This is a genomic window from Paramagnetospirillum marisnigri (assembly GCF_001650715.1).
GTDB classification, from domain to species: Bacteria; Pseudomonadota; Alphaproteobacteria; order Rhodospirillales; family Magnetospirillaceae; genus Phaeospirillum; species Phaeospirillum marisnigri.
Genome location: NZ_LWQT01000028.1, coordinates 63,114 through 75,847 on the forward strand (window position 1 = coordinate 63,114; position 12,734 = coordinate 75,847).

Annotated in this window: 13 protein-coding genes and 1 tRNA gene; 2 read left to right on the forward strand and 12 right to left on the reverse strand. The window is 66.6% G+C overall.

Annotated features, from left to right (window positions below):
• Window positions 1-15: 15 nt before the first annotated feature.
• The 5 genes from recR to A6A04_RS01930 all read right to left on the reverse strand — a co-directional run bounded on the left by recR (window position 16) and on the right by A6A04_RS01930 (window position 3,708).
• On the reverse strand, window positions 16-609 hold the full coding sequence (gene recR / locus A6A04_RS01910) for a recombination mediator RecR (protein WP_068489561.1): 594 nt from the start codon (window positions 607-609) through the stop codon (window positions 16-18).
• A 168-nt stretch (window positions 610-777) separates the two neighbouring features.
• Window positions 778-1,101 (reverse strand): YbaB/EbfC family nucleoid-associated protein, encoded by a 324-nt coding sequence (locus A6A04_RS01915; protein WP_068489562.1) that lies wholly within the window; start codon window positions 1,099-1,101, stop codon window positions 778-780.
• Window positions 1,098-2,882: a DNA polymerase III subunit gamma/tau gene (locus A6A04_RS01920; RefSeq protein WP_068489627.1), complete on the reverse strand. Its 1,785-nt coding sequence runs from the start codon at window positions 2,880-2,882 to the stop codon at window positions 1,098-1,100. Before A6A04_RS01920 ends, A6A04_RS01915 begins: the two co-directional genes overlap by 4 nt.
• A gap of 33 nt (window positions 2,883-2,915) precedes the next feature.
• Entirely contained in the window at window positions 2,916-3,359 is a 444-nt protein-coding gene (locus A6A04_RS01925) for a type II toxin-antitoxin system RatA family toxin (protein WP_068489563.1), read from the reverse strand.
• 10 nt (window positions 3,360-3,369) lie between these two features.
• A complete protein-coding gene (locus tag A6A04_RS01930) occupies window positions 3,370-3,708 on the reverse strand; it encodes a cyclic nucleotide-binding domain-containing protein (RefSeq protein WP_068489564.1) in 339 nt (112 codons plus the stop codon).
• 164 nt (window positions 3,709-3,872) lie between these two features.
• Between A6A04_RS01930 and A6A04_RS01935 the strand changes: the two genes are divergently transcribed.
• The gene (locus tag A6A04_RS01935; protein WP_068489565.1) at window positions 3,873-4,355 is read left to right on the forward strand and encodes a hypothetical protein; all 483 of its coding nucleotides are present in this window, start codon (window positions 3,873-3,875) and stop codon (window positions 4,353-4,355) included.
• Between the two features lie 70 nt (window positions 4,356-4,425).
• Here A6A04_RS01935 and A6A04_RS01940 read toward each other — a convergent pair whose 3' ends face one another.
• On the reverse strand, window positions 4,426-5,526 hold the full coding sequence (locus tag A6A04_RS01940; RefSeq protein ID WP_068489566.1) for a hypothetical protein: 1,101 nt from the start codon (window positions 5,524-5,526) through the stop codon (window positions 4,426-4,428).
• Window positions 5,527-5,810: 284 nt separating this feature from the next.
• Between A6A04_RS01940 and A6A04_RS01945 the strand changes: the two genes are divergently transcribed.
• Window positions 5,811-5,887: transfer RNA gene (locus A6A04_RS01945), tRNA-Arg, on the forward strand.
• 94 nt (window positions 5,888-5,981) lie between these two features.
• Here A6A04_RS01945 and A6A04_RS01950 read toward each other — a convergent pair.
• From A6A04_RS01950 to A6A04_RS01975, 6 genes are all read right to left on the reverse strand, one after another.
• Entirely contained in the window at window positions 5,982-6,569 is a 588-nt protein-coding gene (locus A6A04_RS01950; RefSeq protein ID WP_068489567.1) for an exopolysaccharide biosynthesis protein, read from the reverse strand.
• On the reverse strand, window positions 6,566-7,570 hold the full coding sequence (locus A6A04_RS01955; protein ID WP_068489568.1) for a TerC family protein: 1,005 nt from the start codon (window positions 7,568-7,570) through the stop codon (window positions 6,566-6,568). Before A6A04_RS01955 ends, A6A04_RS01950 begins: the two co-directional genes overlap by 4 nt.
• Window positions 7,571-7,603: 33 nt before the next feature.
• A complete protein-coding gene (locus A6A04_RS01960; protein WP_068489569.1) occupies window positions 7,604-7,906 on the reverse strand; it encodes a DUF1476 domain-containing protein in 303 nt (100 codons plus the stop codon).
• A gap of 123 nt (window positions 7,907-8,029) precedes the next feature.
• Window positions 8,030-9,196 (reverse strand): HD domain-containing phosphohydrolase, encoded by a 1,167-nt coding sequence (locus tag A6A04_RS01965; protein ID WP_068489570.1) that lies wholly within the window; start codon window positions 9,194-9,196, stop codon window positions 8,030-8,032.
• A complete protein-coding gene (locus tag A6A04_RS01970) occupies window positions 9,196-10,428 on the reverse strand; it encodes an HDOD domain-containing protein (RefSeq protein WP_068489571.1) in 1,233 nt (410 codons plus the stop codon). Before A6A04_RS01970 ends, A6A04_RS01965 begins: the two co-directional genes overlap by 1 nt.
• Before the next feature lies 1 nt (window position 10,429).
• Window positions 10,430-12,709 (reverse strand): CHASE domain-containing protein, encoded by a 2,280-nt coding sequence (locus A6A04_RS01975; protein WP_068489572.1) that lies wholly within the window; start codon window positions 12,707-12,709, stop codon window positions 10,430-10,432.
• Window positions 12,710-12,734: the final 25 nt, after the last annotated feature.

The window sequence follows — 12,734 nt, forward strand, 5'->3', positions numbered from 1 at the left end:
GACGTCAAGGATGGGCTAGAACCGACGTCTTGCCCGCAGGGCGGCGGTGATGGTGCCCTCGTCCAGGTGGTCCAACTCGCCGCCCACCGGCACGCCATGGGCCAGGCCGGTGACCGAGACGGCGCAATCGGCCAGGTGGTCGGCGATGTAATGGGCGGTGGTCTGGCCCTCTACCGTGGCCGGGGTGGCCAGGATCACCTCGGCCACGGCCGCGTCGCGGGCGCGCTCCACCAGTCGGGCGATGCCCAGGTCCTCGGGGCCCACCCCGTCCAGGGCGGAAAGCAGGCCGCCGAGGACGGCGTAGCGGCCCTTGAAGCTGCCGGTGCGTTCCATGGCCCACAGGGCGGCCACATCCTCGACCACGCAAAGCAGCGAGGCGTCGCGGCGGGGGTCGGCGCAGATGGCGCAAGGGGTAACGGTGTCGAAATTACCGCAGACCGGGCAGGTCTTGACCTTGTCGGCGGCCTCGGCCATGGCGGCGGCCAGGGGGATCAGCAGGCTTTCCCGCCGCTCCACCAAGCGCAGGGCGGCACGCCGCGCCGAGCGCGGTCCCAGTCCGGGCAACCGCGAAAGAAGTTGGATCAGGCGCTCGATCTCGGGTCCGACCATTTCGTTACCGTAAGGGTCCTTGCGGGTAAGAACCTGGGAATTGCTGGAGCAGACTGGACGCATTCCCTCATGTCGTCATTGCCGGGCTTGACCCGGCAATCCCTGGACCCCCGGGTCAGGCCCGGGGGTGACGGTGATGAGGCGGACCCAGAACGACTGAATTTCCCCTCAGAACGGCAGCTTGAAGCCCTCGGGCAGCGACAGGCCGCCGGTCAGCTTGGCCATTTCCTCGGCCATCAGGCTTTCGGCCTTGGTCTTGGCGTCGTTGAAGGCGGCCAGCAGCAGGTCCTCCAAGACCTCGACATCGTTGGGGTCCACCAGCGACTTGTCGATCTTGACCTTCTTCATCTCGAACTTGCCGTTCAAGGTGACCTGCAGCATGCCGGCCCCGGCCGAACCGGTGACCTCGATCTCCTGCATCTTGGCCTGCATCTCGGCCATCTTGGCCTGCATCTGCGACGCCTGCTTCATCAGGTTGCCAAGGTTCTTCATAGGTCTTCCTCTCCTGGGAACATCTCGGGGTCCATCATGGACTCGGGCTCGTCGGGCATGGCCTCGACTGGAATCTCGGGCTCCAACTGGCGCACCGCCTCGATGGCGGCGCCGGGGAAGGCGTCCAGCACCGCCTTGACCAGGGGGTGCTCGGCGGCGTCCTGGCGGCGGCGCAGTTCCGCGCCGGCCTCCTGCTCGGCCAGGGTGGGCTCGGACGGGTCGGAGGTGTTGAGCGATACCGTCCAGCGCCGCCCGGTCCATTCCGACAGCATCCGCGCCACCTTGGGGGCAAGGTCGGCGGCGGCGGTGGAATGCTGGCGCCATTCGATGCGCCCGGCCTCGAACGACACCGGATTGACCTGGGTGCGCAACTGCACCGCGATGATGCCTTCCCGCTTCTCGGCGAACAGGGCGGCGACCTCGGCCAGGCTGGCGGGCATGGCGGGAAGCTGGACCGGCGCCGCCTGCGGCGCGGGCTGCATCTTGAAGGCGGTGGCGCCGCCGGAGCCGTTGCCGCCCACATGCTGGCCGGAAACCGCATCGGCACCGCCGCCACCGACGAAACCGCCTCCGCCACCACCACCGGGGCCGCGCGGCGGCTGCGGCGATGGCGGATTGGCGCGCAGCTGTTCCACCAGTTCGGCCGGGGTGGGCAGTTCGGCGGCATAGGCGAGGCGGACCACCGCCATCTCGGCCGCCTGCAACGGGTTGTGGGCATTGCGGGTCTCGGCCAGACCCTTCAGCAGCATCTGCCACGCCCGGGTCAGGGCGGCCAGCGACAGGCCGTCGGCCATCTGGCGGCCCCTGACCCGCTCGGTCTCCGAGGCGGTGGCGGCCTCGGCGGCGTCGGGGGTGACCTTCAGGCGGGTCAGCCAGTGCACCAGTTCCAGCATGTCCTGCAGCACCACCGCCGGGTCGGCGCCCGCCGCGTATTGGTCGGCCATCTGGTCCAGGGCCGGGGCGATCTCGCCCTTCATCACCGCGTCCAGCAGGTCGAACACCCGGGCGCGGTCGGCCAGGCCCAGCATGTCGCGCACCTGGGCCTCGGTGACCAGCCCGGCGCCATGGCTGATGGCCTGGTCCAGCAGGCTCAGCCCGTCACGCACCGAGCCATCGGCGGCCCGCGCTACCAGCTTCAGCGCCGCTTCCTCGATCTCGGCGCCTTCCTTGACGGCGATGGCGGCGAAGTGCTTGGCCAGCACGTCCATCTCCACCCGGCGCAGGTCGAAGCGCTGGCAGCGCGACAGCACGGTGACGGGAATCTTGCGGATCTCGGTGGTGGCGAAGACGAATTTCACATGCTCGGGCGGTTCCTCCAGGGTCTTCAGCAGGGCGTTGAACGCCGCCGTCGACAGCATGTGGACTTCGTCGATGATGTAGATCTTGAAGCGGGCCGAGGTCGGGCGATAGCGCACGCCCTCGATGATCTCGCGGATGTCGTTGACGCCGGTACGGCTGGCGGCGTCCATCTCCAGGATGTCGACATGGCGGTCCTCGGCGATGGCGCGGCAATGCTCGCAGACGCCGCAGGGCTCGATGGTGGGGCCGCCCTTGCCGTCGATGCCGACGCAGTTGAGGGCGCGGGCGATGATGCGGGCCGTGGTGGTCTTGCCGACGCCGCGCACGCCGGTCAGCACGAAGGCATGGGCCAAGCGCCCGGACTGGATGGCGTTGGACAGGGTGCGGACCAGCGCTTCCTGGCCGATCAGGCCGGCGAAGTCGGTGGGCCGGTATTTTCGCGCCAGGACGCGATAGGGAGTGGGGGCGGGGCCGTCGCTCATGGCGCCCAAGATATATCGCGGCGTCGGCGAAGGCTACCGTCCATGGATCAGCCTGACCCTCTCCTTGAACTTCTGTACCACCCGGCGTTCCACCTCGGGCATGGAGATCCCCGCCAGGGCCGCCAGCAGGCCGGATTTCAGCTCCATGCGGTAATCGGCCTCGACCCGGCAGCCGCCCGTCTCCAATCCAAGGAAGCGCCAGGTCAGCCGGAACTGCCGGAACGGCCCGTCGCGCGACGTGATCTCCAGCCGGTGCGGCGGGTCAAGCAACGCCGTCGAGCGGAAGCGGGCCTGGATCGGTCCGGCGCCGAACAGGTTGTCCACCTCCCAGCGGTCGCCGTCGCGCAGGCGGATGCGGGTCAGGCGGCACCAGGGCAGGAAGCGGGGATAGGATTCGATGTCGGCGGCCACGGCGAACAGGGCGGGGGCGTCGTGGTGGGGGAACTCCACCACCCAGCCTCCGGCCAGCACCGCCATGGATATTGTCCTAACGGGTCAGATTGCGGATGTTGCGGACGAAGATGTTGAGCAGGCCGCGGATGAAGGGATCGGCCTTGGACAGCTTGTCGCGGAAGGTATCGCGCGAGATGATGATGCAGGACACGTCGGACAGCGCCTTGGCGCTGGCCATGCGTGGCTGGTCGTCCACCAGCGCCATCTCGCCGAACAGCTCGCCCTTGCCGATGGTGGCGATCGTCATGCCGTGCTTGATGATCTCCACCTGACCATCCTGGATCAGATAGGCGCGGTCGCCCGAGTCGCCTTCATTGAAGATCTTCGCCCCGGCGTAAAAGACCTTGCGTTCGAGAATTCTGTCGTTACGCATGCCGCCACCCCAGCTTCGCCTGTTTCGACTTTATTCGTATTCGGCCCCAGAGTCACCCCCCAAGGAGAAAGGAGACCATCGACAGGCGTGGCGCCGTCGTCTTAGACTTGCCCCATGACTGCATATTGTCTCCTCTTGGCGATCTTCAACCTGGGAGTCCCGGCATGAATGCCGATGACCGCGCCCATTCCCTGGCTCGCCTGCGGGCGCTGATGGCCATGACCACGGTCAACGGCTGCACCGAGGAGGAGGAGTTGTCGGCCGCCCGCAAGGTGGGCAAGCTGATCGAGCAGTTGGACGGCCAGGTGGGGCAAAGCGGCTCGACCGATCCGTCCTGGGCGGCGCGCGAACGCGACAATCCCCAGTATCAGGCGCTGCTGGAGAAGAATACCCTGGAAGGGCTGCTGAAGGCGGCGCTGCAGGAACTGGCGCTGGGCCATATCAATACCTTGTCGCCGATCCGGCGCAATACGCGGGGCCAGGCGGTGGAGCATGTCTCCACTCCCGATTTGCTGCGGCCCTATTTCACCATGATGCTGGGCAGTGCCGGCGCGTCCCGGCTGGCGCGGGGCATCGTCGATACCGTGATCGAGGAATTGATCTTCGACGGCCTGCTGCCCGACATGCTGGCCATTCCCCGGGAATGAAAAAAGCCATGGGGGAATGAAAAAAGCCCCGGACCGATGGTCCGGGGCTTTTTCCTGAACGAAGACCCGATCAGCGGACGAAGACCTGCACTTCGCCGGTCTGGGCCGACGGGCTGGTGGTCGAGGTGCTGCGCACCCGGCTGGCGGGCAGGTTCATGTTGGTCAGCGAGCGCAGGACCGAATCGGCGTTACGCTTGGCATTGGTGGCGGCCAGGGCTTGGGCGCCCGGCGTGGCTCCGGCCGGAGCCACCGCCACCACGTCGAAGGTGGCATTGGGGCGACGGTCCAGCGCGCTCTTGATGGCGGTATAGAGCGCGGGCTCGTAATTCACATTGGGGCGGTCGAAACGGATGGTGACCAGCGGCATCTCGCCCGAGGCGATGGCGCGACCGGCCGGAGCCGCGTCATAGCCGCCGCCCAGGCGGTTGGAAAGGCCACCGCCGAAGATGGCGCCGTTCTTGATGCCCAGCGCCAGGGTGTTGAGGTTCTGCTTTTCCGAGGCCACGTATTGCTGCTGGCGGATGGAATCGCTGGTCAGCTCGGACAGCAGGCGCTCGACCATCACCACGGTGCGGTTGGTCTCGTCTTCCAGGATGCGGAGCTGACGGTGATCCTCGTCCACCGCGCCCGACAGCGAGCGGGCGGCGCGCACGGAATCCAGCAGATAGCCGGCCAAGGTCGAGGAGGAGGTGACCTCGTTGGTCAGGCGGTTCATCTTCAGCACGTCGTCGGTGATGCGGTCCAGCTCGCTCTGGGCGGCGTTCCACTGCTGCTGCAGGATCGGATTGCCCGGAGTGGTGCCGACCTGCAGGCGGGCATTGATGGCGGCAACGGTGCCGTGATAGCGCTGGGAATCCTGAACCGTCTCGTTGCGGATCTGCTGCAGCGACTGGTTCTGGCGGGCCAGGGTGGCCTGCAGCGCCTGCAGGTCGCCGCGCAGGGCCGCGACCTTGGCGCCGACGAAGGTGCCGGTGGGTGATCCGGGGCTGACGGTCACCGGCTCATAGCCAGACGACCCCATCATGGGCGGGCCGCTGGTACCATAGGCATCGGCGGCTTGCGTGGGGGCGCCGGTTCCGGTGTCGGGGAACAGCGCGTCCTCGGCGAACGAGCATCCGCCCGCCAGAAGGGCCGCGCACAGGGCGGCGGCATGGGTCTTTTTCAGGGCCATTGGGATTGCTGATCCTTGTGCTTCGCCAATTCCGACAAGTACCGACGGGCGCCAGGCCATTCCTTAGAATGAATAGTGACTGTCCCCCGCAAACTTTGGGCCGGATTTTACGCAAATGAACAGCGGGCCACAAGTCCGCATTTCGATGGATGGTATCTAAACCTCAAATGAGTCCATAAGCTTTGGGGGTGAGCAAAATCGTGATTTTCGCTCTTGCAGGGGCAGTGACGTTTGTGTAAGGTCCGCGTCCTCGCTTGGGCGGCAACGCTCGGGTGACGGAGAAAGCGCCCGTAGCTCAATTGGATAGAGCACCAGACTACGAATCTGGGGGTTGGAAGTTCGAGTCTTTCCGGGCGCGCCATTTCCCTAAAGGTCTATCAGGCCCATGAAACCCCGCACCCCTGGTGGCGGGGTTTTGGCTTTTGGTGCCATCGGAGCGTCCCCGCCCGCCAGGATCAACTGCCCAGGGAGATGGCGACCCAGGCGAGCCCGCCGATCACGCCGAACGACGCCAGTGACAGGGCGTGCCCGGCCAGCACGCCCAAACCGTCCCGCCACAGCAATCCCGCCGCGAGAACGACGATGGCGGCGGCGGGAGGCAGATTGCCGAAGGGCAGCGGCAGGGCCAGCAGCAGGCCCTGGAGGCCGATTCCCACCAGGGCGATGGCGCCGCCGATCCCCACCACCAGATGGGGCAGGCGGGGGCGGGCGCGACGCTCCACCCGACGCAGCAGCGGCACCAGGCGGCGCAAGGCCGCTTCCAGGATCGGGCGCGGCAGGGCGCGGTTGGACAGGCTGGCGGGAAGGCTGGCCTGCCCGCCGCCCAGGGAGGACAGGGCCAGCCAGGTGATACCCAGTCCGGCCACCAGGCCCAGCGGCAGCCCCGGTGACGGCACCAGCGCCAGGGCGGCCATCAGCAGCATCACCAGCAGGGTCGAGCGCTCGGCCAGGAACTGTCCCGCCTCGGCCAGGGTCGGGCCGGAAGGCCCTCCCAGGCGACGGAGGCGGGACAGGCTGAGCGCCAGGGAACGCGGAGGGATCATTCCGCGGCGCTCTTTTCCGGCACGGCCGTCGTCGCCATGCGGGTCTTCCACAGCGAGACCGCGATGCCGCCCGCGATCAGGCCGAGGGTGACGGCCAGGGACAGGGCGGGGTCAGGCTTGCCGAAGGCCTGGGCCCAGAAGATCTTGCCACCGATGAACACCAGGATCAGCGCCAGGGCGTATTTCAGATAGACGAAGCGGTGCATCATGGCGGCCAGGGCGAAGTAGAGGGCGCGCAGCCCCAGGATGGCGAAGATGTTGGAGGTGTAGACGATGTAGGGATCGGTGGTGATGGCGAAGATGGCGGGCACGCTGTCGACCGCGAAGACGATGTCGGCCAGTTCCACCAGCACCAGGCAGAGGAACAGCGGCGTCGTCCACCACACCAGACGACCCTGGGCGTCGGGGGCGCGGACGAAGAAGTGATGGTCGCGCAATCCATCGGTGACCCTGAGATGGCGGCGCAGGAAGCCGAGCACGGCATTGTCGGCCAGATCGGCGGTATCGTGGTTGGTCACCACCAGCATCTTCAGGCCGGTAATCACCAGGAAGCCGCCGAAGATCCACAGTGTCCAGGCGAACTGCTCGACCAGGGCGGCGCCCAGTCCGATCATCACGCCGCGCAGGACGATCACCCCCAGGATGCCCCAGAACAGCACCCGGTGCTGGTATTGGCGAGGAATGGCGAAGAAGGTGAAGATCAGCGAAATGACGAAGATATTGTCCAGCGCCAGGCTTTTCTCGATGGCGAAACCGGTCAGATAGTTGATGCCGGCCTCGCTTCCCATGCCCCACCACACCCAGGCGCCGAAGGCAACGCCGACCGTCATGTAGCCCAGACTGAGGAACAGGCTTTCCGTGACGCCGATTTCGCGCCTGCGGCGGTGAAGCACGCCAAGATCAAGGGTCAGGAGAATGGCCACCACGGCCAGGAACACCAGCCAGACCCAGGTTGGTTTTCCCAGGAACGGATCCGCCAATAATGCGGTCAACCAGTCCATGATGGCCTCCGTTGTTGGTTGTGATTCCTGGGGTTACGATCCCAGGCTGCGTTCGGCATCGGCCAGGCAATGGGTCAGCAGCACCCGCAATTCGGCCTCGGTGATCCCCACGCCAGACAGATCCTGGCGCAGCTTGGCGATGACGTCCTCGTCGCCCACCTCCTCGAAATCGGCCAGGACCAGGGCGCGGGCATAGTCCTGGGCCGCGTCGCCGGACAGGCCCATCTGGCCCGCGGCCCACAGCCCGGCCGCCTTCACGCCGCGGGTGCGGATGCGGAAAGCGCGATCGTGGTCGTGGGCGATCTTGCTGTTGTGGGCGGAGGATTGCGTGAACATGCCGGTTCTCCCGTGATGAGGTTTCCGGGTGTGGCCCAAGGCCGACCCGTCTCATGGGAGGTGGGGAGAATCCCAATCATAGGAAAGGTCGAGGGTTCCTATTCAAGTGATAGGCATAGGCTATCAGCGTTGCCGAACGGCGCGCCGGATGCGGATGGGCTCACGGAACGTGTACATCTTGTGAAGATTCTGCAGGCGCATGAACAGGGCATCGGTGATGGTCTGGCCCGCCGCCAGAACCAGCTTGCCCGTGTCGGTTTCCAGGCTGGCTTCGAGGTGGTCGCCGGGCAACAGGCCGCTGCCGGCCACCTCCATGCGGGAGAAGGCCGCCTCGTCGGACGTCATGGCGCTGAGCGACGCGGCGGCGGCATTGAGGATGGCGGGGTCGAAACGTCCGTTCATGCGGCCGAGCGCCGTGAAGCTGGCCCGCGACAGACTGCCGCCGCTGACATCGTTGAGGGCGAGCAGCACATGCAGGATGCGGGCATTGACGGGGATGTCGGTGCCACTCTTGCCGGCCTGGGGCACGCCGTCGCCATTGAACCACTTGCCCTGGTACAAGATGGCTTCGGCCACGGTTTCCATGCGGGGAATCCTGCGGACCAGCCCGGCGCCGGTCTCCGGCACGCGGACCATCATCTCTTCCTCGGTGGCGGTCAGCCGCTGGCCTGAGCGGTTGCGGGCCAGCACTTCCGGCGGCAGCGAAATCTCGCCGATCCGGGCCAGCGAGGCGGCCAGCTCCAGGTCCCACATGGTGTCCAGCCCCATATGGGTTCCGACCTGCAAAGCCCAGGCGCGCAGGCGTAGCGAGTGTTCGAAACTTTCCGGCGCCACCAGGGACAGCACCTCTCCCATCAGGGCGACGCTGCCCGCCAGGGTGCCCTCCAGCAAGGCGCGCTGGCCGGTGACCAGCCGGTAATGGCGGATGCCCGCCCCCACCGCCTCGCTCAATCCCGCCATGGAACAGGGCTTGTTGAGGAAGCGAAAGATCTGGCCGCTATTGATAGCCTCCACCGCCGTTTTCTGGTCGGCATTGCCGGTCAGCATGATGCGCACGGTATCGGGGGCGGAGTCTTGCAGCCGCCGCAGCACTTCCACCCCATCCATACCGGGCATGCGCATGTCGCAGACCACCACGGCGAAGGGGCCTTCGGTCTTGGACTTGCCCAGGGCCTCGATGCCGCCCTCGGCGGTGGTGATGGAGAACTTCTGGCCCATCAGGCGCCGCAATCCCGCCAGCAGATTGGCATCGTCGTCGACGAAGAGGATCTTCTCGCTGAAGTCAGCCATCACTCGTACTCCTTGCGGATGGATGTGGCCAATTCGGCCCAGTCGGCCACCTTGGAGACGGCGCCGATCTCTGACAGGAATTCCAAGTCCAGGCCGGATTCCCAGTGTTCCTTGGCGTCCTTTCCCTCCGGTACCGGTTTGATCAGGTGCTGGGCGGCGTGCACCGCCGCGATGGGGGCGTCGGTGCAGCTCGATCGGAAGGCGCAGTTGCTGGGATGGTGGTGGAACAGCACCGCTTCCACCACCGGGTCGGTGAAGCCCCACAGGCCCAGCAGCACGCCGCCCAGTTCGGCATGGCTGGCGCCCAGGGCGGTGCGCTCGGCGGTGATGATGTCGCCGCCCGATCGGTCGAGATCCTTGCGCAACTCCGCCACCGGTCCCGGCCATTGGGCGAACAGCAGCAGCGATCCCACATGGGCCAGCATGCCGGCGCATTGGGCTTGCTCCACCGCCGAGCGCGGCGCGTTGCCGCTTTCGGCGATACCCCGCGCCAGGGCGCCGATTTCCAGGCTGCGCCGCTCAAGCTGCTTCACCGCCTGGCAGTCGATCCCGGCGCAGGAAAAGCTTTCGAACACCCCGGCCAGCACTGCCAGGGCGCGGACCATCTCGAAGCCCAGCATCTTCACGGCCTGCAACACGTCGGTGACGGCGGAGGGAATGTAGAAGAAGCCGGAATTGGTCAGCTTCAGCAGGTTGACCGTCAGCCCCACATCCTGCGCGATGATGCGGGCCACCTCGGCCGCCGAGCCTTCCGGCGACTGCAATTCGCTGAACAGCTCGGTGATGGCCTTGGGCAAGGCGGGGATCGAGGTGGCGCCTCCCACCAGGGCCAGCAAGGGCGGCGAACGCAGCGCCCGGCGGACCGCCAGGGCGCGGCGGATGGCCTCCACCAGGGTCTGGGGCGGGCAGGGCTTCACGTAATACTGATGCGCCGGTCCGACGGTGCGGAAGATGGCCTCGCGCACGGAGAATCCCGACAGCACGATACGGGCCGCCTCGGGCTGCAGGGCCCGGACCCGGTCCAACAGGGTCGCCCCGTCCATGCCGGGCATGCGCATATCGGTGATGACCACGTCCAGGGCCTGTTTTTCCAAGATGGCCACGGCTTCCTGACCACCCACGGCAAAGACCTGATTCCACTCGTCGCGTTGGGCATAGAGGCTGCGGCGCAAACCGTCCAGGACGCCCTTTTCGTCATCCACGAACAAGATGGTTGGTTTGGCCAAGGTCATATCACGCTCCGTGGGGCTGGGCCGCCAGACCCTGGGCATTGGCGCCCCGAGCCTCGATGGGGAGATGAATAAGGAAGCAGGCCCCGGAACCGGGGGAGGACTCAACGGAAATCTGACCGCCATGGCGGTGAAGGATGGCGCGGGTGATGGCCAGCCCCTGGCCGGTGCCCTGGCCCGGTGCCTTGGTGGTGAAGAACATCTCGAAGATATGCTTCAGGTGTTCGGGGGCGATGCCGGGGCCGTTGTCGCGGATCGACAGTTCCACCAGGTCGTCCATGGCGCGGGTGCGGACCACGATGCGGCCGGGCTCGGTTCCGGGATGTTCGGCGATGGCCTGGGCGGCGTTGACGATCAGGTTGACCAGGACCTGATTGATCTCGCCCTCGATGGCCTGGATCTTGGGCAAGGCGGGGGCCAGGTCGTATTCCAGCTCGGCCACGTATTTCCACTGGTTGCGGGTGACGGTGGCCACCACGTCGATGAGATGGTTCAGGTCGACGGGACGGGGGGTCTTGGAACTGGGATAGGAGAATTCCTTGATGGCCTGGACGATCTTGGCGATGCGGGCGGTGCCGTCCAGGGCCTGATCGGCGGCGGTGGGCAGTTCGGCGGCCAGGAAATCCAGGTCGAGGCCGCGGGCCTTCTCCGCCACCGGCTCCCAGGCGCCGCCCTGGTCCGCCGCGCGGGCAGCGCGGGCGAGATCCAACAACGGTCCCAGACCGTCCTTCATGAAGGTGATGTTGTCGCCCACATATTGGGTGGGGGTATTGATCTCGTGGGCGATGCCACCCGCCAGGGTGCCCAGCGCCTCGAAGCGGTCGGATTCGGCGATGCGTTCGATCATGGCCGCCCTTTCCTCCTCGGCGGCGCGCCTTGCGCTGACGTCTTGCAGGATGATGATGCCGCGACCATCGGCATCGGCTTCGCCGGCCATGGCATGCACGCTCCGCCACGCATCATCGGCGCGGATGCGGAATTCAACGTCCACTCCCACCACCGCCGTCCGGCTGAGGGCCTGGCGGAGCATGGTGCGGTCGCCGGGATGGACGTTGGGCAGGATAAGGTCGAACGAGCCGCACTCCGTGCCCGGCGACAGCCCCAGCATCTCCGCGGCCCCTTCCCCGGCTTTGAATTCGCCGCGATCGGGGTCGAGTTCCATGCTGACCAGCCGGGCGATGCGCTGGGCCTGGCTCAGGCGACGCTTGGCGCGCTCCACCTCACGGGCGAAGGCGGTGGCGATTTCCGCCTGGGTGATGCGGCCTTTCAGGAAGGAGAGATAGAAGACGGTGGCCAGCAGCGCGACCGCCAGCATGGCGAAGGCCGCCATCGGGCGGCTTGCGGCGACGAAAGCCGGACTGGGGGTGGCCACCAGCACCCAGCTTCTTCCGGCCATCAGGAAGGTTTCCGAGACGTGCGGTCCCTTGGTCAATTCCTCCGGATTGGCGGCCCCCAAACGCGGATGCAGGCGGCGTTCACCTTCGGGGCCGCTCATGTCGAACAGGTGGATGTCGACCAGCGGCATGGCCGAGGCCATGGCGATCGAGGCCGTGGAGGCATTGATCAGGTCGCCGATGCGGAACACGCCCGAGACATAGCCGGTCAGATTGCGACGATTGGAATCCAGACCACGGGGCCCCGCCTTGCCGAACACCGGGGCCAGGACCAGGACGCCGTATTGATCGGCATTCTCCTGCACCAGAGTGATGCGCCCGGTGGCCTGGGGACGGCCAAGGTCTCGGCCTTGGGCCAGGGCCTGGCGGCGAACCGGATGGGAGGCCAGATCGAATCCCAGCGCCTTCATATTGGCGGCGATGGGCTCCATGTAATGGATCGGGATGTATTCCTCGCGCTCTGCCACCGGCTGTGGCTTGCCGTCGCTGTCGCGTTCGGTCAGGCGGAAATCGGCGAGGCCATCCCGGCGGGCGGCGGCTTCGATGGCGTCACGATCCCGCCGAAGGACCCGGGGGTTCCAGGACAAGCCCTGGATGAAGGAATGGGCGGCCAGGGTTGGTTCCACCAACTGGGAGAAGTCTTCCCGGCTGGTGGTGCCGGGCGGCGCCACCGCGAAATGCCCCGCCACGAGATCGACGCTGCCCTGGGCGATGGCGATGTTGGCGCGGATGGCGATGATTCTCTGGTCCGCCAGTTCACGGAACCGACTCTCCACGTTGGAGGTCTCGGTGACGAAGACGATGGCGAACAGCAGCGTCGTGGCCGTCAGTCCCACCAGGGCCATGGGAAGAAGTTGGCGGATGACTTTGGCGGATGAGATCGCCTGCATGACATGACTCCGGTACCCGACAGCT